The sequence below is a fragment of the Kitasatospora sp. NBC_00315 genome, assembly GCF_041435095.1.
Lineage (GTDB): Bacteria > Actinomycetota > Actinomycetes > Streptomycetales > Streptomycetaceae > Kitasatospora.
Genome location: NZ_CP108025.1, coordinates 7,331,111 through 7,353,278, shown reverse-complemented (window position 1 = coordinate 7,353,278; position 22,168 = coordinate 7,331,111). Strand labels below are relative to the sequence as shown.

Below are 22,168 nucleotides of genomic sequence, written 5' to 3'. Positions count from 1 at the left end.
CACTTAGCTGTGTGCCGCCACCCCAGGAGCGCGATGACTACCGAATCCGCACCCGTCCTGATCACCGGAGCCACCGGTCAGCAGGGGGGTGCCACCGTCCGCGCCCTGCTGGCGACGGGCATCCCCGTCCGGGCCCTGGTACGCAACCCCGCCGCCGACCGGGCGACGGCGGTCCAAGCGCTCGGCGCCGAACTGGTCGCCGGCGACCTCGACGACCTCGACTCCGTGATCCGGGCCGCTGAAGGAGCCCGCGCCGTCTTCTCGGTACAGATGCCCGACATGAACGGACGGGCCTTCGAAGGCGAGGTGGCCCAGGCCGCCAATCTGATCGAGGGTGCGAGGATCGCCGGTGTGCCGCAGTTCGTGCACACCTCCGTCTCCGGAGCCGGGCAGCACACCAGCTGGGTCAAGGGCCCCTGGGCGTGGCTGGCCCCCTACTTCACCGCGAAGGCCGGCATCCAGGACCGGGTGCGTGAGGCGGGCTTCACGCACTGGACTCTCATCAAACCGGGATTCTTCATGGAGAACTTCCGCCCCTCCGCGGAAATCATGTTCCCGCACGGGGTCGCAGGCGGCCTGGTGAGCCTGCTGAAGCCCACGACCGAACTGTCCCTCGTCGCGGTGGAGGACATCGGCAGGACCGCTGCCGCCGCCTTTGCCGCCCCTGAGCGGTTCGACCGTGTCGAACTGGAGCTGGCAGGCGACCACCTGACCATGACGGACATCGCCGAGGTCCTCTCCCGCAACCTGGGCACCGAGCTGACCGCGCCAGACCTGACGGCGGAGAGGGCGACCGCCGCCGGCATGCCCGACATGGGCTTCGCGCAGGCACATCTGAATGAGCATCCTCAGCCGGCCCACCCGAAATTCGCGAGGGACCTCGGACTCCCCCTCACCACCTTCGAGACCTGGGCCCGAGAACATCTGCGGTCCACGGCCTGAGTCTGCCCGGGGCCGGTCGCTCCGTTCACTCCTGGTCCAGGCCGATGCCTTCCGGCGCATCCGGGAGCAGGTCGGTCGAGGCCGCGACGGACCAGCGGTCGGATCGACCGAAGGGCCGGCGGGCGCCTATGCCCCGGTCGCCTCATGAAAGGTGACGATCGCCTCACCGTTGCGTCTCGCCCATTCGGTGAGATTCCTGATGGGCTCCTCCAGGGTGCGCCCGAGTTCGGTCAAGCCGTATTCCACTCGCGGTGGCGCTTCGGCGTACGCGCGCCGCTCGACGAGCCCGTGGGCCTGGAGGCGGCGCAGCGTCTGCGTCAGTACCTTGCGGGACACGCCTCCGATCAGCTCGACCAACTCGCCGTGCCGTAGCGGGCCGTCGCTCAGCGCGAAGAGCGTGACCACGGCCCATTTGGCGGCAATGATCTCGATGGCCAGGCGGGCGGGGCAGTCCGCGAGGAAGACGGTGCCGGGACGGAGGCTCATGAGCCGAAGGGTACCTTCGGGTACCTTTCGGCTGCCTAGTGTCGAGGACATGCACCACACCGCGCGAAAGGCCAAGGAAACACCCATGCCCAACCCGACCACCTACGTCCTCGTCCACGGCGCTTGGCACGACGGGCGCTCCTGGAATCGCGTCGCCCCGCTGCTCGCCGCCCAGGGCCACCGAGTCTTCACGCCGTCCCTCACCGGTCACGGGGACAAGGCACACCTCCTCAGCCCCGAGGTCGGGCTCACCACCCACGTCGACGACGTCGTCGGCCTCATGCTCGACCACGACCTGAACGACGTCGTGCTCGTCGGACACAGCTACGCGGGAATGGTGATCTCCAGCGTGGCGAACCGCGTCCCCGAGCGCATCTCACGACTGGTGTACCTCGACGCGATGGTGCCGACGCACGGCGAGAACGCCGTCGATGTCATGCCGGTCACGCAGATCATGATCGACGGCGCCGCCGGCAGCGCCCACCCCTGGCGCATTCCGCCGCTGCCGGAGTTCCCCGCGCCGCTCGGCCTGTTCGGCGTCACCGACCCCGGTGACATCGCCTGGCTCAGGTCCACGCTGGTGGACGAGTCGGTCCTCTGCTTCCAGCAGCCGACCGAGATGGACAACCCCGCGCAGGCCCTGATCCCCCGGGTTCACGTTCTCTGCGTCGGCAGCGAGCCCGAGGGCGTCACCCGTCGAGCCGTCCCGCAGACCCAGCCCAACGGCGAGCCGTCCCGCGTCCTCGAACTGGAGACCGGTCACGACGCCATGATCACAAAGCCCGTGGAGCTCAGCGGCCTGCTGCTCGAGAACGTCTGACAGGGAAGCAGAGGATCCCGCGGCCGCCGCGGGTCGGCCCCGTGCCGGAGCCACGGCCCGTGGTTCGGGGGCGGTGTCGGCCGCGGAGCGAGGGCGGTGCGAGCCTCGGACGGGTCGGCGCCACCCGGACCGTCCGACCCGGCACCGTCCGACCCAGGCCGACGGCCGACGCGGCACCGTACGCCCCAGGCCGACGGCCGCGCGCGCACCGGAGCGGTCGGCGCCGCGCGGTCGCAGCCGGCCTCTCAGGCGGATTCGATCCGCTCCACGATCAGCTCGCACAGCTCGTGCGTGCGCAGCGCGTCGCTCGCGGAGAGGGTCCTGCCGGCCCGGACGGCGTCCAGGAAGCCCACCACGACCTGCTCGATGCCGCGCTGGCGGGCGACGGACACCCAGTCGCCCCGGCGGCGGATCGTCGGCTGGCCCCGGTGGTCGATCACCTCGGCGAGGTTCACCACCTCGCGCTTGGAGTCACCCCCGGAGACCTGGAGCACCTCCTCGGTGGAGCCGCTCACCCGGTTCATGATGCCGAGTGCGGTGAAGCCGTCGCCGGCCAGGGTGAGCACCAGGTGCTCCGTCAGGCCGGCCCGGCTGCGGGAGCGGACGTCCACATGCTCGATCTCGCCGGGGACGAGGAAGCGAAGCGTGTCGACCACGTGGATGAAGTCGTCGTAGACCAGCGTCCGGGGCGCCTCGGCGAGGCCCTCACGGTTCTTCTGCAGCACGATCAGGTCGCGGGGACGTTCCTTCGCCTGCACGTAGCCCGGGGCGTGCCGGCGGTTGAAGCCCACCATCAGCGACCGGCCGGTCCGGTCGGCGAGGTCGACCAGCCGGCGGGCGCCCCGCAGGGTGTGGTCGAGCGGCTTGTCCACGTAGACGTCGATGCCGGCGGTGAGCAGCGCTTCGACGATCGGGACGTGCTGGTCGGTGGCGGCGTGGACGAAGGCGGCGCGGAGGCCGCCCTTGCCGATCAGCTCGTCCAGGTCGGTGAAGCGGTGCTCGGGGTCGATCCGGTAGCCGTCGCCGAGCCGGTCGAGCTTGCCGCGGTCACGGGTCATCAGCCGCAGGTCGAGCCCGGGCAGCGCGGTGAGGACGGGGAGGTAGGCCTTCTGCGCGATGTCCCCGAGGCCGATCACCGCGACCGGGAGCAGTGCGTCGGGGGCAGGGGTCGGGCTCATCGGGTCTCCTCTGGTGCGGACGATCATCGGCTGGCCCCACCCTATGCGTCGGGCGTCGCGGAGGACCTCGTCGGCGGTGGAGTCAGGGCCGACCCGTCGTCGACCGGCCGGATCACTCGGAACTCCGCCCACGGACGTTCCGCCCCGGCCGGGGAGAAGGCCGGGCTCCGCGGCCGAGTCGATCTCGTGGCGAGCCCGTGATTGCCATAGGCTGGATAACGTTGTCCAAGGCGGGCCGCAACCGCCGGATCCGGACCCGGCCCCGGCGCAGTCCCATCGGAACCACACCGGAGACGTCACTATGAGCGATTCGCGGGACATCGGCAGGACCGCACACGAGGCCCCGGTCCTGCCGCTCCGCGCAGCTCTCGACATCGGCGGAACCAAGATCGCGGGTGGCCTCGTCGACTCGGCCGGCCGTCTCCTGCACCAGGTGCGGCTCCCCACTCCGGCGCGCGAGAGCGCCGCGACGATGCTCGGGGCGGTCCATCAGGTCGTCGGCGTGCTCGCCGGGCACCCGCTGTGGGAGCAGGTCGGCGCGCTCGGGATCGGCAGTGCCGGGCCCGTCGACATCGAGGCCGGCACGGTCAGCCCCGTCAACATCCCCGGCTGGCGCGCGTTCCCCGTCGTCCAGGAGGTGAGCCGCCACCCCGCCGTCCCCGGGGTCCCGGTGGTGCTCGGCGGGGACGCCGTCGCCATGACGGCCGCGGAGCACTGGCGCGGCGCGGCCCGCCCGTACGCGAACGCGCTGTGCATCGTGGTGTCCACCGGCGTCGGGGCCGGACTCGTCCTCGACGGTTCCCTCTACACCGGGCGCACCGGCAACGCCGGCCACCTCGGCCACATCAGCGTCGACCTCGACGGCGACCCCTGCCCGTGCGGCGGACGCGGCTGCCTGGAGGGCCTCGCCAGCGGCACCGCCATCGCCCGCCGGGCCCTGCGGGACGGCTGGCGGCCGACGGGCGACGACGGCTCCGCCGCCGCCGTCGCCGCGGCCGCCCGTACCGGCGACCCGATCGCGCTGGCGGCCTTCGACCTGGCGGCCCGGGCGCTGGCCGCCGGCATCGCGGCCACCGCCACCCTGGTCGAGATCGAGGCCGCCGTGATCGGTGGCGGCGTCGCCCAGGCCGGCGCGGTCTTCTTCGATCCGCTGCGACGCCATCTCGCCACGTACGCGGCGCTGCCCTTCGCCGCGGGCGTCGACCTCGTACCGGCCCGACTCGGCATCGACGCCGGCCTGATCGGGGCCGCGGCGCTCACCCTCGCCACCGTGCCCGTCCCCACCGGCGCCCCGGCCACCGCTCTGAACTGAGCACCGCCCCGGCGCTCACCGGCCCGGGCACGGCACGGACGCCACGGGCGCACGGACGCCACGGACGGGACGGCGCAGGAGCGCCACGGACGGCACGGCGCAGGAGCCGGCCCGCCATCTTGCCTGCGGGAGAAGCCGGACGGGCAGCGGGACGGGCGGCAGCAGCCGGACAGCCGGGACCGCCGCCCCCGGCATGACGCGGGGGCGGCGACCGCCGCACCGGTGGCAGTGCCGCAGCACGGCGGTGCCGCCCGCCCCCGGGTGGGGGCGGGCGGCACCGGGTGAAGGCGGGTGACGGCTCCTACACGGAGGCGATCAGGTTCCACTTCTGGTTGGCGCCGCCGGTGCAGTCCCAGATGTCGAGCTGGACACCGTTGGTGGTGTCGAACCCGGGATCGTCCAGGCAGCGGCCGGAGCCGGGGTTGACCAGCGTGCCGTTGACGGCCTGCCACTGCTGGGCGCTGGTGCCGTTGCAGTCCCACAGCTGGACCAGGGTGCCGTTGGCGGTGCCCGCCCCGTTGACGTCAAGGCACTTGCCGTTGACCTGGAGGGCGCTGCCCGCCTGGGTCCACTGCTGGGCGCCGCTCCCGTTGCAGTCCCACAGGTCGACCTTGGTCCCGGAGACGTTCGAGGAGGTGTAGTCGTCCATGCACTTCGCGGTGTTCAGCCCCGAGGTGACAGGCCCGGCCTGGGTCGCCGGCGCCGAAGGTCCGGCGGCGTAGGCCTCCAGCTCGTAGATCCGGGTGGCGGTGTTGCCGCCGGTGTTGGAGGGCGCCGAGACCACAACCCGGACGTAGCGCGCGGTACGCGCGGCGAACGGGGTGTAGGTGCGGCTGGAGCGTGATCCGGTGACGGAGGCCGCGGTGCTCCAGTTGGTGCCGTCGGTGCTGGTCTGGATCTGGAAGGCACCGGTGTTCCACGCGGTGTTCTCACCGCCGAGTCCGGCGTGCTTCAGGACGACGGACGCGACCGTCTGGGCCGAGCCCAGGTCGACCTGGAGCGTCGCGCCGGCCGTCTGCGAGCACCACTTGCTGTTGTTCACCAAGGTGCCGTCGACCGCTTTGTCGCCGGACTCGGCCGTGCCGCACGCGGCCGAGGAGCTGGTGGCCCGGCCCTGCGCGAGGTTGGCGCCGAGCTCCGGAGCGGCGGGCACGGTGGCCGCGCCGTCCTGGAAGGAGGGCGGTACGTCCGAGGCGCCGGTGCCCCAACTCGCGCTGGGGGTGGCGCCCATGGTGAAGTCCAGCGTGGCGCCGGCTGCGACGTCCGGGTAGCGCAGGTAGTTGTGGCTGGTCGCGGTCCCGTTGACCTTCAGCCCCTGGACGTAGGAGCCGCTACCGGTGGAGTTGATGGTGATGTTCCCACCCGGGCGCTGGATCAGGACGGACGGGAAGGACGGTCCGTGCACGGCGAGGGTGTCCGCGCCGGGCGTCGAGGGGTAGAGGCCGAGGGCCGCCCAGACGTACCACGCCGAGGTCGCGCCCAGGTCGTCGTTGCCCGGCAGGCCGCCGGCGCCGGTGGTGAAGGACTCGGTCATCACCTTGCGGACCGCCGCGGAGGCACCGGCGGGATCGCGGGCGTAGTTGTAGGCCCATGGCACGCCGTGCTCGGGCTCGTTGCCGATGTAGTAGTACGGCAGGCTCTGCCCGGCGTTGACCTGCGTGAAGTGGTGGTCGAGGCGCTGCACGGCGGTCTGCCGGCCACCCATGTCGTTGATCAGGTCGGCGAAGTCGTAGGGGACCATCCAGGTGTACTGGGCGGCGTTGCCCTCGGTGAAGTTGGCCTGCGCGGCCGGGTCCAGCGGCCACGCCCAGCTTCCGTCGGAGTTGCGCGGCTGGGTGTAGCCCGACTCGGGGCTGTAGGTGTTGCGCCACCACTGCGCCCGGGTCATGTAGGTGGAGTAGTCCGAGGTGCTGCCGAGGGCCTTGGCGAACTGGGCGACGGCGAAGTCGGAGGCCGAGTACTCCAGCGAGTCCGAGGGCGATCCCGGCAGGTAGTGCAGGTTGGTGTAGGTGGACTGGTTGCCGCGGATCGGGGAGCCCTGGGCGGTGCCGCCGTCGGAGGACTTCTTCATCAGGGCCAGCGCGGCCGCGGTGTCGAAGCCGCGTGCGCCGAAGGCGTACAGGCTGCTGACGATGATGGGCCCGGGGTCGCCGGTCATCACGAAGTCCTCGTTGGTCTGTTGCGACCACTTGGGCAGCAGACCGCCCTGCTGGCCGTCCAGGACCATGGACTTGGCGATGTCGGACGCCTCGGTCGGTGCGATCAGCGCGACCAGCGCCGCCCAGGAGCGGTAGATGTCCCAGCCGGAGTAGTTCTGGTAGACCGGACGCGACGAGTTGTGCACCGCGCCGTCGAAGCCCCGGTAGTCGCCGTTGACGTCGCTGGCGACGTTGGGGCTCTGGAAGACGTGGTACAGCGAGGTGTAGAACTTCTTCAGGTCGGTGGCCGAACCGCCGGTGACCCGGGCCCGGTCGAGGATCTGGTTCCAGGAGGTGTCGGCCGCGGACCGGACGGCGGCGAAGTCCCAGCCGTTGTTCTCCGCGACCAGGTCGGCCTGGGCGTTGGCGACGCTGACGTAGCTCAGGGCCACCTTGAACTGCACGGTCTGGGAGCCGGAGGTGTCGAAGGTGACGTAGGCGCCGGTGTTCGTGCCGGAGGTGCTCGCCGAACCGGCGCTCACCGTACCGCCCGACCAGGTGCCGAAGGCGCTCGGTGCGCGGTCGAAACGGATGTCGAAGAAGATCTGGTACGTCTTCGACGAGCCGCAGAAGCCGCCGGCGGTGACGCTGCCGGTCACCTCCGAACCACTCACCTTCACCGAGCCGTTGCGGTTGCCGGTGGCGCTGCGGCTGGTGTTGATCAGCAGTTGCGAGGCGTTCGACGAGGGGTAGGTCAGCCGCCCCATGCCGGTACGCGTGGTCGCGCTCAACTCCACGTTGGTGGAGTACTTGTCGAGCCGGTTCTTGTAGTAGCCGGGTGCGGCGGCTTCGTTGGCCTTGGTGTAACCCGAGGCGTAGCTCGTCCAGTTGCTGCCGGGCGAGGCGCCGAGGGCGCCGGTCACCGGCAGCAGCGGCAGGTCCTCGTTGTTCTGGCAGCCGGCCCCGTCGAAGTGGGTGAGGCTGAAGTCCTCGATCGAGGTGTCGGAGTTGCGGTAGCCGGACGGCGAGGCCGTCGGGGTGTCGGGGCTGAACTGCACCCCGCCGAACGGCACCACGGCGCCGGGGTAGGTGGAGCCGCCCGCGCCGCCACCGACGGGGTTCGGCGCGTTGCTGTCGTCGGTGCCGATGAACGGGTCGACGTACTGGGTGAGGTTGGGTGCCGCGGCATGGGCCGGGGCAGCAGCGAGTCCGCCGGCGCCGAAGGCGGCCAGCAGGACACTGCTGACCACCGCCGCGGCGCGGGACCTGAAGACGGTTGAGAGCACGGGGGGACCACCTTTGGGTGGAGACGGATCGCCGCGGGGGACCGGGGGCGATCGGTCTCAGGGGGCACGGTCATGGCTCCGAGCGATGTGAACGTTACCAAGCGAGACGCATTGTTTCGATGCGGCGGACGGCCCGTCAAGACCGTGACGCAACATCAACTACTGGACTCTGGCGGAAGTTGAGGCGATCAAACGATGACTGCACGACCCTTGACAGTGCATCACTCGTGACCGCAGACTCCGGACACTTGCGTGAACGTTACCAAGACGGGCCCGGAGGCCACCCTGATGACAGAACCCCTTTTGGAAGCCCGGAAGGTGAGTAAGCGCTATGGCCAGGTCCACGCCCTCCAGGGCGCCGACTTCACCGTGTACGCCGGCGAGGTGGTCGCCCTGATCGGTGACAACGGCGCAGGCAAGAGCACACTGGTCAAGACGCTGTCCGGCACCGTCGGACCGGACGGCGGGCAGATCCTGGTGGACGGCGTGCCGGTCGAACTGACCAGCCCGCTCGACGCGAGGCGCCACGGGGTGGAGACCGTCTACCAGGACCTGGCACTCGCCCAGGACCTGGACGCGGCGGCCAACCTGCACCTGGGCCGGGAGTTGTTCCGCCCCGGGCTGCTCGGCCGGCTCGGCGTCCTGGACCACGCCGCCATGCGCCGGTCCGCCGTCACCGCCTTCGCCGAACTGGGCGTCGAACTCAGGGACGTGGGCGTTCCCGTGGCGTCCCTCTCCGGCGGACAGCGGCAGTCCGTCGCGGTCGCCCGGGCGGTCGCCTTCGCCAACCGCGTCATCTTCATGGACGAACCCACCGCCGCGCTCGGCGTCCTCCAGCGCGGCCGGGTGCTGGAGACCATCAGACGGGTCCGCGAACGGGGCATCTCGGTGGTGCTGATCAGCCACAACATGCCCGAGGTGCTCTCGGTGGCCGACCGCGTCGAAGTCCTGCGGCTGGGGCGGCGGGTGGCGGCCTTCCGGGCCGCCGACACCTCGGTCGAGGAACTCGTCGGCGCGATGACCGGCGCGCTGGACCCGGTCCCCGAGGAACAGAACCCCACCGGGCCCGTGTCCGCCGTACGGACGTCCACGGAGCCCGCCCCCGGAAAGGACGGTGCCGAGTGAGCACACAGGTTCCCGGCAAGCTGGAGCAGGCCGCCACCGCGCCGCCTTCCGGCCCGCGGCTCGCCGTACCCGGCTGGGCCCGTCGGCTCGCCGCGGTGAACGAGGCATGGACCTTCGGCGTCCTGGCCCTGCTCGTCGCGTTCTTCACCGCTGCCCGGCCCGACACCTTCCTGACCCGTTACGACGTCACCCAGATCGCCACCAACGCGGCCATCTACCTGGTGCTCGGCGTCGGCATGACCTACGTGATCATCGTCGCCGGCATCGACCTGTCGGTCGGCTCGGTGCTGGTGCTCTCCGCCGTGCTGTCCGCGGAGTACACCATCCACCACGGCGGCGCGGACTCCGGCTGGGGCACCATCGCGGTCTCCACCCTGATCGCGCTGGTCACCGGAGTGGTCTGGGGCGCCCTGCAGGGCTGGCTGGTGGCCAAGGCGAAGGTGCCGCCGCTGATCGTCACCCTCGGCGGCTTCGGAGCCGCCCTGGGCATCGCGCAGATCATCACCGGCGGCCAGGACCCGACCGGCGCCGTCTCCGGCAAGCTCCAGCACAGCGTCGGCTTCGGCAAGCTCTTCGGCCAGATCCCCTGGCTGGTGGTCATCGCCCTCGTCACCACCGTCGCCTTCGGCCTGATCCTCGCCTTCACCCGGTTCGGCCGGTACACCTACGCCATCGGCTCCAACCCCGAGGCGGCCCGCCGGGTCGGCATCGACGTGGACGGGCACCTGGTGCGGATCTACGCCCTGACCGGCCTGCTCTCGGGGCTCGGCAGCGTGATGTGGCTGGCCTACTTCGGCACCACCTCGATCGCCGGGCACTCCACCGACAACCTGAAGGTCATCACCGCGGTCGTGCTCGGCGGCGCGAGCCTGTTCGGCGGACGCGGCAGCGTGCTCGGCACGGTCATCGGCGTCTTCATCCCGGCGGTGCTCACCACCGGGCTGATCATCATGGACGTCCAGCAGTACTGGCAGGACGTCGCGATCGGCGTCGTCCTGGTCGCCGCGGTCTACCTGGACCAGTTCCGCAGGCGCGGCCGCGAACGCGGCTGAACGCGGCCCCCGCTCACCGCCCGCCCTCCCCCGCTCGTCCCGGCACCCTGCACCCTGCACCCTGCACCAGAACCACTCCCACAGAAGGAAGTTCACCATGCTCGACTCCGGCAGATCCAGAACGTTCGTCCGCAGCTGCGCCGTCCTCGCCCTGGTGGCGGCCGGCACCGCCGGCTGCGGCAGCGGCGGCAGCGGGAGCGGCTCGGCCGGCTCCAAGAGCACCACGCTGAAGCTCATCACCGGGGTCAAGAGCGACCCGTTCTACATCACCATGGCCTGCGCCGCCCAGGAGGAGGCCGGCCGGCGGGGCGTGAAGCTCACCGTGGACGGCTCGGCCCAGTGGGACGTCGCGGTGCAGCGGCCCATCGTCGACTCGGTCGCCGCCTCCCGCCCCGACGGCCTGCTGATCTCCCCGGTGGACGCCGCGGCCCTCACCCCCTCGCTCTCCCAGCTGCAGAACGCGGGCACCAAGGTCGTGCTGGTCGACACCACGGTCACCGACGGCTCCGTCGGGATCTCCCGGATCTCCTCCGACAACGAGGCGGGCGGGCGCACCGCCGCCAAGGCGCTGGCCGAGCTGATGGGCGACAAGGGCTCCGCCATCGTGATCAGCGTCAAGCCCGGCGTGTCGACCACGGACGCCCGGATCAAGGGCTTCACCGAGGAGATGAAGGCGAACCACCCCGCCGTCACGCTTCTTCCCGTCCTCTACGACAACGACCTGCCCGCGACCGCCGCCTCCCAGCTCCAGGCCACCCTGGCCGCCCACCCCGACCTCGGCGGAGTCTTCGCCGGCAACACCAACACCGCGCAGGGCGTCTCGACCGGCCTGCAGGCCGCGGGCAAGCAGGGCACGGTCAAGGTCGCCGCGTTCGACGCCGAGCCCGACGAGATCGCCGCCCTGAAGGGCGGCACCCTGGACGTCCTGGTCGCCCAGGACCCGGCCGGCATCGGCACCCAGGGGGTCGACCAGGCGCTCGCCGCCATCGAGAAGAAGCAGGTGACCGCGCAGATCGGCACCACGATGGTGGCGATCACCAAGGCGAACATGGACGATCCCGCGGTCAGCAAGTACATCTACAAGGCCGCCTGCTGAGTCCGACGGCGCCCCTCCCCGGCGGCCGCACCGCCCCGACCCGGGCCGGTGCGGCCGCCGGAGGCGGTCGTCGACGTTCCACCCCTCGCACCGGGCCGCGGACGGCCGCAGGGGCCCCCGCCCGCGCCCGGCGGCGGCCCCTCCCCCACCCGGCATCCGACGTTCCGCGGCTTCGGCGACGCCCGGTCGCAGCCGGACATGCCGCACTTCCACAACTCCGCACCCATCACCGGGCCCGCGGTGATCGTCGTCCTGGCCCTCGCCCCGGGGGCCGCCTTCGTCCTCGTCCGGCTGGGGCTCGGGGTCGCCGTGGGCCTGCTTTTCCTCCTCACGACCGGCAACCTGCTGCCACGGCAGGCCGTCTCGGCCGGGCCGCTGCGCTTCGTGCCGAGCAACCACATGAGGTCGATCCCCGGTGGGATCCGGCGTCCGGTGACCTCCGCCCCGGCCGACCTCCAGGAGCAGTTCGTCAGCAACCGGAACCTGATCGCGGCGGGGGCGATGACCGCTGTTGATCCCGATGCCACTGGTCCACCTGCTGCTCCAGCGGCGGTTCATCGCCGGACTCGCGCTCGGATCGAGCAAGGGCCGAGCCCGGGACGGCCGTCGGCGCCGGCCGGGAGGGGTCCGGCCGGCGCCGACAGCGGCCCGTCGTCACCCCGCCGTCACGGTGGGCCGCCCCGCCCTTGTCGGGGCACAGGGCGTCGTAAGATGCACTCGCCGACGCTCGGGCCCGACCGGCAGTCGATCCGCGAGCGCGCCGAGGAGGAGGCCTGTGAAGCGCCCGACGATGAAGGACGTGGCCGAGGCCGCGGGGGTCAGTCTCATGACGGTCTCCCGGGTCGTCTCCAGCGAGCCGGGAGTGTCGCCGGACACCGCCGCCCGGGTCGAGCAGGCGGTGCGCAAACTCGGCTACCAGCGCAACGACAACGCCCGCAACCTGCGGCAGAAGAAGCTGGGAACCTCCACGATCGGGCTGATCGTGGACGACCTCGCCAACCCCTTCTACGCACTGATGGTCCGCTCGGTCCAGGACGAGGCGCACCGCCGCGGCTACGTGGTCCTGGTCGGCAGCACCAACGACGAGCCGCGCCGGGAGCGCGAGGTCATCGCCGCGTTCACCGCCCGCCAGGTGGACGGCCTGATCATCGTGCCGACCATCGGCGGCCACGGATTCCTCAAAGGGCCCATGGAGGCCGGTACCCAGGTGGTCTGCGTCGACCGCCCCGCCAGGGACCTGGATGTCGACACCGTCACCGTCGACAACCGCTACGGCGCGCAACGCGCCGTCACCCACCTGCTGGGCCACGGCCACACCCGGATCGCCTACCTCGGCGACCGCTACGACATCTGGACCCAGAGCGAGCGCTACGCGGGCTACCTGGACGCGCTCACCGCCCACGGCCTGTCCGCCGACCCCGATCTCGTCCGGCACGGCCTGCGCTCGCACGGGGACGCCCAGGCCACCCTGGCCGGGCTGCGCGCCCTGCCCGACCCGCCGACCGCGCTGTTCAGCAGCAACGACCTGATCACCCTCGGCGTGCTGGCCGGCCCGGACCACCCCGTCCCGATGGCCATCGTCGGCTTCGACGACCTGCCGCTGGCCCAGCAGCTCGATCCGCCGCTGACCGTCGTCAGCCAGGATCCGGCCGCGGTCGGCAGCACCGCGGCCAACCTGCTGTTCTCCCGGATCGCGGGCGACCGCTCCGCCCCGCGCAAGGTCGTGCTGCTCACCCGTTTCATCGAGCGAAGATCGGGCGAGCGGACCGTCCGCCGGGTGTCCACCGGCGATCCTGGCCCGCTCCGCCCCGCCGGCTGACCGGCCTGCTCCGCCCCTCCGGCTGACCCCGCCCGGGCCGGGACGCCCGCCGGGCCCCGGGCCCGCCGTTCCCCCCTCCCGCGGAGCGGGGGTCGGCGGTCCGGGGCCCGGCGCCGGGTCGGGCGGTGTCCCGGCAGCGGGTGTTCTCAGCCGGGCTGCAGCGCGGTCCAGCGCTGGTTGGCACCACCGTTGCAGTCCCACAGCTTCAGCTGCGTGCCGTCCGTGGCCGAGGAGGCCGGGTCGTCGAGGCAGCGGCCGGACACCGGGTTGCGGTAACCGCCGTTGTAGACCTGCCAGACCTGGTTGGCCCCGCCGTTGCAGTCCCAGATCTCCATGGCGGTGCCGTTGGCGGTGCCGCCCGCGGTCGCGTCCAGGCACTTGCCCATCGACCGCAGGGTGCCGTCCGCGTACGCGTTCCACCACTGCGCCTGGGTGCCGTTGCAGGACCAGATCTGCACGGCGGTGCCGTTGGCGGTGCCGCCCGCGTTGACGTCCAGGCACTTGCCCGCGACGCCGGACTGCACCGCGCCCCCGAGGGCGACGGGCGGCTTGATCCAGCCGGCCGCGTCGGACGCCTGGACTCCGGCGTTGAACGCGGTGGCCATCTTCTCGAAGCCGTTGTCGTTCGGGTGCAGGGAGTCGGACAGGTCGGCGGCGGTCACCGCGCCCATGTCGACGAGGCGTACGTGCTTGCCGGCGGCCTGCTTGGCCTGGACGATGCCGGGGAGCTTCTGGTTGAAGTCGGGCCGGCTCGCCTCCTCGGTCGCGCTGGTGGAGACGATCAGGGAGCCGACCAGCACGGTGGCGTCGGGGGCGCCCCGGGTGATCTGGTCGATCAGGGCGCTGAGGCGGTCCGCGGCCGTGGGCACCTGGTAGTTCTGGTTCAGGTCGTTGGTGCCGATCTCCAGCGTCACCACGTTGGGCCGGTAGCGGGCCAGCGTCGCGTCCGTGATGCCCGCGATCTGGTCGATCCGCCAGCCGGAGTGGCCCTCGTTGTCCGGATCGGCCATCGGCCCGTTACGGCCGGAGCCCACGAAGTCCAGCGCGTGCCCCTCCGCTGTCAGCTGGTTGGCGAGAAAGCCCCGGTAGCTGTTGCCGCTGGGGCTTCCGATGCCCCAGGTGATCGAGTCGCCCAGGGGCAGCACCCGCAGTGAGGCGGGCGACGCGGCGGCGGCCCGGGTGTCCGCGGCCGCGGCGGTCGTCGCCGGCAAAACGGCGACCAGCCCGGACGCGGCGGTCAGTGCCGCCAGTAGACCTGCTGTGTATCGGTTCATCACGGGTTCCTCGTCGAAGTCGGCGGATCGGAAGGTGCGAGAGGTGGGGCCCGTCCGTTCGGCCCGGGCGGACGCGGTGGTGCGCCCGGGCCCGCGGTCGGTCAGGAGGCGACGGGCAGGTTCCACTTCTGGTTGGCGCCGTTGTTGCAGTCCCAGATGTCGAGCTGGACGCCGTTGGTGGTGTCGAACCCGGGGACGTCGAGGCAGCGGCCGGAGGCGGGGTTCACCAGGGTGCCGTTGGTCGGCTCCCAGCGCTGGTTGGCGCCGCCGTTGCAGTCCCACAGCTCGACCGGGGTGCCGTTGGCGGTGGCCGCGCCGGTGGCGTCCAGGCACTTGCCGTTGACCTGCAGGGTGCCGCCGGTCTGCGTCCACTGCTGGGCGCCGGAGGCGTTGCAGTCCCACAGGTCGATCTTGGTGCCGTTGACGGTCGAGGCGGTGTAGTCGTCGAGGCACTTCGCGGCGTTCAGGCCCGAGGTGACCGGACCGACCGGGGGCTGCGCGCTCCCGCTGCCGGCGACGATCGACAGGTTGTCGAACTGGTCGGTGCGGTAGCCCTGGATCCCGAGGCCGGCCTGGCCGGACAGGAACGAGGAGTCGGTGACCGTACCGATCTGGTTGCCGTCCACCTTGGCGGTGATCCGGGTGCCCTGGAAGGTGAGGGACAGGTTGTGCCAGCTGCCGGTGCCGAGCGCGGTGGTGGTGCCGGTGGCCAGCGTGTGGTTGGAGCCGTCGGTGTACATCTTCTCGATCCACCACTGGCCGGTGTCGCGGATGCGCAGGTAGTACGCGTTCATGTGCGACTGCGGGCGCTGCTGGGTGTTCGCGCGGCCGATCAGTTCGGTGGTGCCCGCGCTCCGCAGGAGCACGTCCGCGCTGACGGTGTAGTTGGACCAGGTGGTGTCACCGATCAGGGAGTAGGCGTCCGAGTCGTCCTGCCACTCGATCGGCTTGACCGGCGCCATCTGCTGCAGGCACCGGCCCGAGCGGCCACCCGCGCAGGTCTGGACCTCGTAGGAACCCTGCATGTCGGAGAGGTACTTCGCCTCGTCGTTGACGGCGACGTTGTCGAAGTTCTCGCCGTACGGCAGCGCGAGCGGGGACGCGGCCGGTGCGGTCGCGGTGCCCTTGCCCTGACCGGTCGTCGTGCTGACCGTGTAGACGTATCCGGGCTGCATGGTCAGCGAGTAGGAACCGTTGCTCGGGGTGATGTCCTGGGTGTGGGCGAAGGACGTCGACGCGCTCGGCGAGTTCACGTTGGTGGCCCAGACGTGCACGGCGGCGGTCGACAGGCCGCCCTGGACGTGGAAGTTGGCGGTCTGCGTCCCGTTGGAGGTGGTGGTCTCCAGGATGGTGGAGTAGTCCGAGTTGGTGTTCGACTTGATCGTCACGTACGTGCCGTTGGACTCGGTGCCGCCGAGGTAGCCGGAGGCGGAGTCGACGAACTTCCATCCCGGCTGGGTGAACTGGGTGACCTGGGCGGTGGCCCAGGTGCTCGCGCCGATGGTGTAGTTGCCCGACCAGGGTGAGCCCGCGGTCGCCAGACCGACGGTGTTGTAGGGAAGGTTGGGGTAGATCGCGGCGATCAGCGGCCAGTTGAAGTAGCTGGTCGTCTTCGCGTCGACGTAGCCCCGGGTGATGGCCCGGATCAGCGCCGGGGCGCCGGTGTTCATGTCCTGCGAACCGTTCTCGCTGTCCCAGAGCGGCTTGCCGTTGTTCTTCGCGGCGGTGCTGCTGGAGCACGAGTCGGCGTTCCCGCCGTCACCGCCCTCGCAGGAGTAGTGCGCGCCGATGATCGCGACCGCGTCGTTGAACGCCTTGCTCTTCGCCATGTCGTCGGCGACGCCCCAGCCGCTGTCGTCGGCGACGAGCTTCACGCCGGTGTACCCGGCGCTGTCGAGCGCCGAGCGGAGCTGGACGAACCAGTTGGCGTCGTGGCCGCGCTCGTTCCAGCCGCCGAGGTAGCTGATGGTCAGGCCGTGCTGCTTGGCGCAACCGAGCCAGGAGATGAGGTAGTTGATGGTGTCGGTTGACCAGAAGCCACCGTTGATCCAGCCGGGCGCGGCCCAGGCCAGCCCGTACAGGCCGATGGCGGGGTTGCGGGCCTTGGCCTGTTCGGCCAGCCAGAACTCGTAACCCGCGTTGCAGTTGACCACGCCGCGGCTGTGCTCGATCGACGGCTCCGAGCCGTCGGTGGAGTTGGCGTCACCACCGATCTCCAGCTTCAGCAGCTGCAGGTCCGCACCGTACCCGGGCTTGAACAGGTAGTCCAGGATCTGGGCCTGCTGGGCGGCCGGATAGTCCTTCAGCAGCCGCGAGTTGCCGCCACCGCCGCTGATAGCGCCGATACCGTCGAACGTCCGGCCGCTCTGACCGCCGTCCACCGTGATGGTGGTGGTGGCCGCCTGGGCGGGAGACACGCCTACCGCCAGCATCGCGGCAAGCAGCGCCAACAGCCAGAGCGGGAGAAGTTTTCGGGTGTGTTTCACAGCGGGGCCCTTCTGGTCGGAACAAGCGCACGGCCCACGGTGGCGTGCGCTCCTCGGTGGACGCGCGGCTTCTCGGTCGGTGCCCGGATTCGGGAGCGGACGCGAACAGCCGCCTCGGCGCGGCACGGATGCCGCGTCGGGTCGGATCGGGTCGGGCAGATCGGGTCAGCACGGAACGGGTCGGAACGGAACGGGTCAGGTCAGGTCAGGTCAGCTCGGATCGGATCGGATCGGACGAGAGGTTCGCGCCGCGCGATCCTGGGCCGATGCGGGGGCGGAGGGCGATCCGACGACCGGGGTGGCAGACGGAGTCGGCCGCCGCCGGTCAGCCGGCGGCGTTGAGCAGGTCCAGCACGCTCTGCTGGCAGCCGTAGTCGGTGCTGCCGGCGCCGCCGGCCCAGTGCGGTCCGTACTGGTCGAGCGCGTTGCGGTCCTTGGTGTAGGCGGTGTTCGCCCAGGAGCCGATGGTCGAGGTGTAGGGGTGGTCGGACAGCTGGGTGTTGAGCCGGCCGAGGCCGCGCACGTAGGCGCCCTTGAAGGAGGGGCCGTCCCCGGTGCAGCCGTCGCCCTCACCGGGCTCACGCAGGACGCCGCCGCTCTGGAGCCGGGTGGTGGAGGCGTTGGCGAGGGTGCGCGCGGTGGTCAGCAGGCTCGCGTCGTTGGTCGCCCGGTACAGCTCGGTCAGGCCGTTGAGCACCACGCCCTGGTTGTACGTCCAGGTGGGCTGGGCGTTGTTGGCGCAGGCGTCGCTCAGCCCGTCGTTGATCATGTGGTCGGAGTTGATCATTCCGCTGCCCTGGAACCACGTCCACTCGTTCCTGGCCCGGGTCAGGTACGTGCTGTCCCCGGGGATGCGGTTGTGCAGTGCGGCGGTGAGCTGGAGGAACAGCTCGTTGGTGATCGCGTTCTTGTAGTTGCCGTTCGTGCTCCAGCGCACCCCGCCACCACAGGTGCCGTTCCAGTTCGCGAACATGTGGTCCGCGTCGGCTCGCGCGGTGGCCAGGTACCGGCTGTCGCCGGTCTGGTCGTAGGCGTCCACCCAGGCCAGTCCCCACCAGCCGGTGTCGTCGAGGTACTCGTTGGTGAAGTTGCCGCCCTGGGCGCCGATGTTCTTGTCGTAGGTGGCGGCGATCGCGTACGTGTAGCTGCCCATGCCACTGACCCGGGCGTTGTCGATGATCGCCGTCAGCGCGTTGGCGCTGGTCCACCAGCCGTTGCCGCCGAAGAGCTTGCTGCCGCGGTCGAACGACATCATCAGCGCGGTGGCCGCGGCGGTGCGCCGGTCGCCCGCGTTCCAGGTGGTCCGCGCCCAGGGTGTGCAGGTGATACCGCCGCCCACCTGCCCGCAGGCGCGCAGCGCGCCGACGCCCTGGGTGTTCCAGTCGTCCACGTTGTACATCAGCGTGCGCCAACCGTTGCCGCCGGCCGGCACGGCGGTGTCGCCGAGCTTGCTGCCGTTCGTCCAGGTGCGGCCGCCGTCCGTCGAACGGTCCATCCACACCTCGTCGCCCGCGGCGCCGTTGGTGATCGACGCCCAGCCCATGGCGTCCGTGTCGTCGAAGTGCAGGGCGATCGAGCGGCCGGACAGGGACGCGGACACCGGCTGCCGGTCCTGCGGGCTGAGGGCAGGGTCCCTGGCGTCGCAGTACTTGTTGCAGATCGCCGCCGAGGCGGTGGCGGCGGCCGGGGCCGCGACGGCCGCCCCGGTGACACCGGACAGCGTCCCGGCCAGGGCCAGACAGAGGAGGGCGGCGGAGAGTGATCGGGGCGTAGGCATGGAGCCTCCTGGAGACGACGGACGTGTGGGGGTGCGGCGAACAGGGCCGCCAGGGCCGCTGTCCCGGCCGAGAGCTACTCGGTGGGGGCCAGGACGGTGGGGGCCAGGACGGTGGGGGCCAGGACGGCGGGGCTCAGGTGCCGGGCAGCGTCCACTTCTGGTTGGTGCCGCCGTTGCAGTCCCACAGGACCAGCTGGGTACCGTCGGTCGTGCTCGCGTCGGGCAGGTCCAGGCAGCGCCCCGACTGCGGGTTGCGCAGGCTCCTGGCGCCGGCGTCGTAGGCCCACTGCTGGTTGGCCGCACCGGCGTTGCAGTCCCACAGGTCGACGGCCGTGTTGGCGGCGGTGCCGCCGCCGACGACGTCCACGCAGCGGCCGAATATCCGCAGGGTGCCGTCCCCGGGAACGGTGACCGCCTGGGCGGCGGACCCGTTGCAGCTCCACGACTGGATGCGGGTGCCGTTGGCGGTGGAGGCGGTGTTGTCGTCCAGGCACTTGCCGGCGACTCCCGCGGTGGTGGCGCCGGTGTGCGTCGTCGGCAGCCTCCACTGCTGCGCGGCGGTGCCGTTGCAGCCGAAGATCTGGAGCTGAAGGCCGTTCGCGGTGCCGGAGCCGGGCACGTCCAGGCACTTCCCCGAGCCGGTGTTGACCAGGGCTCCGCCCTTGGCGAGCCACTTCTGCCCGTCGCTCTGGTTGCAGTCCCACAGCTGGACGGTCGCGCCGTCGGCGGTGGAGCCCGCGTTCACGTCCAGGCATCGGCCGGCCAGCGTCACCGTGCCGTCGCCGGGCACCGTCCAGTGCTGCGCCGCCGTGTTGTTGCAGTCGTAGCTCTGCGCCTTGGTGCCGTTGGCGGTACCGCCGGCCGCCGCGTCCAGGCACTTGCCGGCGACGCCGGAGCCGAGTGCGCCGGTCGGGCCGACCTGGGCGGCCGGCGGCTTCGCCCCGCCGTTGCCGTTGTAGGAGGGAGGGGCGGAACCCGCGCCGCTCGCCCAGCCGGTGTTGGGGGTGGCGGCGAGCGTGAGGTCGAGGGTGGCCCCGCTGATCACGGCGTCGGCCGGGAGGTAGGCGTTGTTCCAGGTGGCGCCGTTGAGGCCGGCGCTCTGGACGTAGGGCGTGCCGGTGGCGGCCTGCGGAGCGTTCACGGTGAGCTTGCCGCCGCCGGCGAGCGTGACGGTGACGTTGGTGAACAGCGGGCTCCCCAGGGCGAGGTCGGCGGTGCCGGGGGTCTCGGGGTAGAAGCCCATGGCCGAGAAGACGTACCAGGCACTCATGGTGCCGAGGTCGTCGTTGCCGACGCTCCAGTTGGCGGGGTCGTTCGGCCAGAGTTGGTTCTGGACGTCGCGGACGGTCTTCTGGGTCTTCCAGGGCCGGCCGATGTAGTCGTACTCCCAGGGGAGTTCGATGGAGGGCTCGTTGCCGAGGTCGGCGTGGGAGCCGCCGGAGCCGTGGAAGTCGGACAGGACCTTGTCGAGATAGCCGGCGAGTGCGGCGTTGCCGCCCATCGCGTCCGCGAGTCCGCGGACGTTGTGCGGCACCGCGCCGGTGTACTGCCAGGAGGTGCCCTCGACGAACTGGTCGCTGCTGGTGGCGGTGAAGCCGGCACGCCAGGAGCCGTCCTTCAGCCTCGGCTGCATGAAGCCGGACGCGGGGTTGAACACGTTGCGCCAGTCCTGCGCACGGTTGGCGAACTGATCCCTGGTGGTGGTGTCACCGAGCGCTCCGGCGAACGCGGAGATGGCGAAGTCCTGCGCTGAGTAATCAAGTTGGGTGGCGACCGAGCCCTGGAAGCCGTACACGTACGTGCCGTCGGACGGCAGGTAGCCGTAGTTGGACTGGTAGTCCGGCCCCAGTCGGATGCCGTTGCCCAGCACGGCCTCCTGCACCATCGCGTTCTTGGCCGCGGCGGTGTCGAAGTCCCGTGCGCCGAAGGCGTAGTAGTCGGCGATGACGGCCGGACCGGGATCGCCGTTCATGACGTTGGTCTCCGCCGAGTTCAGCGACCACTTGGGCAGCTGGCCGCCCTGCGCGAAGTCGTTGACCAGGGACTGCGCGCTGTCGGCCGCCTGCTGCGGAGCGACCAGCGCCTCCAGCTGGGCCTGACTGCGGTAGATGTCCCAGCCGGAGTAGGTGCCGTACTGCGCCTTCTGCCGGCCGCTGACGGCGTGCACCTGCCGGTCGAAGCCCCGGTACCTGCCGTCACTGTCGCTCACCAGGTTCGGGTGCAGCAGCGAATGGTAGAGCGCGGTGTAGAACACCTTCTGCTGGTCCGAGGTGCCACCGGCGATCGCGACCCGGCCCAGGACGCCGTTCCAGGCGTTGTGGGTGGCGGTGCGGACGGCGTTGAAGTCCCAGTTCGGGTTCTCCGCCACCCGGTTGGCGGTGGCACCGGCGACCGAGACGTAGGACAGGCCGACCTTCGCCTGCACCGTGCGGTTCCCCGTGGTGTCGAAGGTGAGCGAGTCCCCGCCGTCGAACGTACCGGTGGACGCGAACGGCCGGTCGAAGACCATGTCGAAGTACGCGGTGTACGACGGGCTGGACGCGCAGAACAGGCCGACGTCCACCGAGCCGCTGACCTCGGTGGCGCTGACCTTGTCGAAGTGGAGATTGGCGGCCTTGTCCGCGTTCAGCTTGAACAGCAGGTTGGCCTGGGTGGTGGCGGGGAACGTGAAGCGCGCCATCCCGGAGCGGGCGGTGGCGGTCAGGTCGGTGGTGACGCCGTTGTCGAGGGCGACCGAGTAGGCTCCCGCGCTCGCCGACTCGTGGGCGTGCGAGAAACCGACCGTCGCGGCGCCGTCGACGCCGCCGACGGTCGGCAGGACGGGGATGTCCCCCATCGCTCCGCAGCCCGGCCCGGACAGGTGGTTCAGACTGAAGCCGGTGACAACCTTGTCGGTATACGCGTAGTCCCCCCCGGGCGGTCGCGACGGCGTGTCGGGGCTCCACTGCACCATGCCGAGCGGCGCATCGGCGCCGGGAAAGGTGTTGCCCTCGTGCGAGGTGCCGAGGAGCGGATTGACCAGCGAGGCGGGATCGGACACCGCGGCCGCCGCCGGCGTGGCCTGTAAGGACGCCGGCGCAGCCTGGGCCGCCCCGGGTGCGGCGAGGCCGAGGATCACCGAACAGGCGACGAGGGGTAGGCGCCATCGATTCATTGTTGCGACTCCGGAGCTGGACGGACTGTCACCGAACAGGTGGGGGCTCGTATGCGGGTAAGCAAAGATGAGCTAGGCAACGTTGTCAACGGCCCGGACCGAATCGGCCGTCGGACTTCAGGAGTTGTAATCCCCCGGCTCCGCGCGCGCCCACGTCGTCAACCACCGGGGCGCGGGCAACTGGTCAACTGCGCTGAGCAGGCACAGTGTTGTTCTCGGTCTT

General features: G+C 71.2%; 14 protein-coding genes. 7 read left to right on the top strand and 7 right to left on the bottom strand.

Going from position 1 to position 22,168, the window contains the following annotated elements; translation table 11 throughout:
* Positions 1-33: 33 nt before the first annotated feature.
* A complete protein-coding gene (locus OG823_RS30920) occupies positions 34-942 on the top strand; it encodes an NmrA family NAD(P)-binding protein (RefSeq protein WP_371483451.1) in 909 nt (302 codons plus the stop codon).
* Between the two features lie 126 nt (positions 943-1,068).
* On the opposite strand, the gene OG823_RS30915 is transcribed toward OG823_RS30920, so the two are convergent.
* The gene (locus OG823_RS30915; protein WP_371483450.1) at positions 1,069-1,428 is read right to left on the bottom strand and encodes a winged helix-turn-helix transcriptional regulator; all 360 of its coding nucleotides are present in this window, start codon (positions 1,426-1,428) and stop codon (positions 1,069-1,071) included.
* An 85-nt stretch (positions 1,429-1,513) separates the two neighbouring features.
* Here OG823_RS30915 and OG823_RS30910 point away from each other — a divergent pair, with 85 nt between their 5' ends.
* Positions 1,514-2,248 (top strand): alpha/beta fold hydrolase, encoded by a 735-nt coding sequence (locus tag OG823_RS30910; protein ID WP_371483449.1) that lies wholly within the window; start codon positions 1,514-1,516, stop codon positions 2,246-2,248.
* A 245-nt stretch (positions 2,249-2,493) separates the two neighbouring features.
* On the opposite strand, the gene OG823_RS30905 is transcribed toward OG823_RS30910, so the two are convergent.
* The gene (locus tag OG823_RS30905; RefSeq protein ID WP_371483448.1) at positions 2,494-3,426 is read right to left on the bottom strand and encodes a Gfo/Idh/MocA family protein; all 933 of its coding nucleotides are present in this window, start codon (positions 3,424-3,426) and stop codon (positions 2,494-2,496) included.
* A gap of 301 nt (positions 3,427-3,727) precedes the next feature.
* On the opposite strand from OG823_RS30905, the gene OG823_RS30900 reads away from it, so the two are divergent.
* Positions 3,728-4,738 carry an ROK family protein gene (locus tag OG823_RS30900; RefSeq protein ID WP_371483447.1) on the top strand — a complete coding sequence of 337 codons (1,011 nt, stop codon included), beginning with the start codon at positions 3,728-3,730 and terminating at the stop codon, positions 4,736-4,738.
* A gap of 301 nt (positions 4,739-5,039) precedes the next feature.
* On the opposite strand, the gene OG823_RS30895 is transcribed toward OG823_RS30900, so the two are convergent.
* Complete coding sequence (locus tag OG823_RS30895) at positions 5,040-8,162, bottom strand: GH92 family glycosyl hydrolase (RefSeq protein ID WP_371483446.1); 3,123 nt, start codon at positions 8,160-8,162, stop codon at positions 5,040-5,042.
* Between the two features lie 288 nt (positions 8,163-8,450).
* On the opposite strand from OG823_RS30895, the gene OG823_RS30890 reads away from it, so the two are divergent.
* The 4 genes from OG823_RS30890 (at position 8,451) to OG823_RS30875 (ending at position 13,254) form a co-directional block, all read left to right on the top strand.
* On the top strand, positions 8,451-9,287 hold the full coding sequence (locus OG823_RS30890) for an ATP-binding cassette domain-containing protein (protein ID WP_371483444.1): 837 nt from the start codon (positions 8,451-8,453) through the stop codon (positions 9,285-9,287).
* On the top strand, positions 9,284-10,339 hold the full coding sequence (locus OG823_RS30885; RefSeq protein ID WP_371483442.1) for an ABC transporter permease: 1,056 nt from the start codon (positions 9,284-9,286) through the stop codon (positions 10,337-10,339). The genes OG823_RS30890 and OG823_RS30885 overlap by 4 nt, the downstream gene beginning before the upstream one ends.
* Before the next feature lie 97 nt (positions 10,340-10,436).
* Positions 10,437-11,435, top strand: coding sequence for an ABC transporter substrate-binding protein (locus tag OG823_RS30880; RefSeq protein WP_371483441.1), 999 nt, complete (start codon positions 10,437-10,439; stop codon positions 11,433-11,435).
* A gap of 775 nt (positions 11,436-12,210) precedes the next feature.
* Positions 12,211-13,254: a LacI family DNA-binding transcriptional regulator gene (locus OG823_RS30875; protein ID WP_371483439.1), complete on the top strand. Its 1,044-nt coding sequence runs from the start codon at positions 12,211-12,213 to the stop codon at positions 13,252-13,254.
* 146 nt (positions 13,255-13,400) lie between these two features.
* On the opposite strand, the gene OG823_RS30870 is transcribed toward OG823_RS30875, so the two are convergent.
* The 4 genes from OG823_RS30870 to OG823_RS30855 all read right to left on the bottom strand — a co-directional run bounded on the left by OG823_RS30870 (position 13,401) and on the right by OG823_RS30855 (position 21,945).
* Positions 13,401-14,528, bottom strand: a complete 1,128-nt coding sequence (locus OG823_RS30870) for a ricin-type beta-trefoil lectin domain protein (RefSeq protein WP_371483438.1) — start codon at positions 14,526-14,528, stop codon at positions 13,401-13,403.
* 101 nt (positions 14,529-14,629) lie between these two features.
* Positions 14,630-17,014: a ricin-type beta-trefoil lectin domain protein gene (locus OG823_RS30865; RefSeq protein ID WP_371483437.1), complete on the bottom strand. Its 2,385-nt coding sequence runs from the start codon at positions 17,012-17,014 to the stop codon at positions 14,630-14,632.
* Positions 17,015-17,339: 325 nt separating this feature from the next.
* Positions 17,340-18,791 (bottom strand): glycoside hydrolase family 76 protein, encoded by a 1,452-nt coding sequence (locus OG823_RS30860; protein WP_371483436.1) that lies wholly within the window; start codon positions 18,789-18,791, stop codon positions 17,340-17,342.
* Positions 18,792-18,924: 133 nt separating this feature from the next.
* A complete protein-coding gene (locus tag OG823_RS30855) occupies positions 18,925-21,945 on the bottom strand; it encodes a lectin (RefSeq protein ID WP_371483435.1) in 3,021 nt (1,006 codons plus the stop codon).
* Between the last annotated feature and the right edge of the window lie 223 nt (positions 21,946-22,168).

What these genes read in the sequence shown, in the direction of transcription:
- OG823_RS30920 (WP_371483451.1), top strand. Translation starts at nt 34, where the DNA reads ATGACTACCGAATCCGCACCCGTCCTGATCACCGGAGCCACCGGTCAG.
- OG823_RS30915 (WP_371483450.1), bottom strand. Translation starts at nt 1,428, where the DNA reads ATGAGCCTCCGTCCCGGCACCGTCTTCCTCGCGGACTGCCCCGCCCGC.
- OG823_RS30910 (WP_371483449.1), top strand. Translation starts at nt 1,514, where the DNA reads ATGCCCAACCCGACCACCTACGTCCTCGTCCACGGCGCTTGGCACGAC.
- OG823_RS30905 (WP_371483448.1), bottom strand. Translation starts at nt 3,426, where the DNA reads ATGAGCCCGACCCCTGCCCCCGACGCACTGCTCCCGGTCGCGGTGATC.
- OG823_RS30900 (WP_371483447.1), top strand. Translation starts at nt 3,728, where the DNA reads ATGAGCGATTCGCGGGACATCGGCAGGACCGCACACGAGGCCCCGGTC.
- OG823_RS30890 (WP_371483444.1), top strand. Translation starts at nt 8,451, where the DNA reads ATGACAGAACCCCTTTTGGAAGCCCGGAAGGTGAGTAAGCGCTATGGC.
- OG823_RS30880 (WP_371483441.1), top strand. Translation starts at nt 10,437, where the DNA reads ATGCTCGACTCCGGCAGATCCAGAACGTTCGTCCGCAGCTGCGCCGTC.
- OG823_RS30870 (WP_371483438.1), bottom strand. Translation starts at nt 14,528, where the DNA reads ATGAACCGATACACAGCAGGTCTACTGGCGGCACTGACCGCCGCGTCC.
- OG823_RS30860 (WP_371483436.1), bottom strand. Translation starts at nt 18,791, where the DNA reads ATGCCTACGCCCCGATCACTCTCCGCCGCCCTCCTCTGTCTGGCCCTG.
- OG823_RS30855 (WP_371483435.1), bottom strand. Translation starts at nt 21,945, where the DNA reads ATGAATCGATGGCGCCTACCCCTCGTCGCCTGTTCGGTGATCCTCGGC.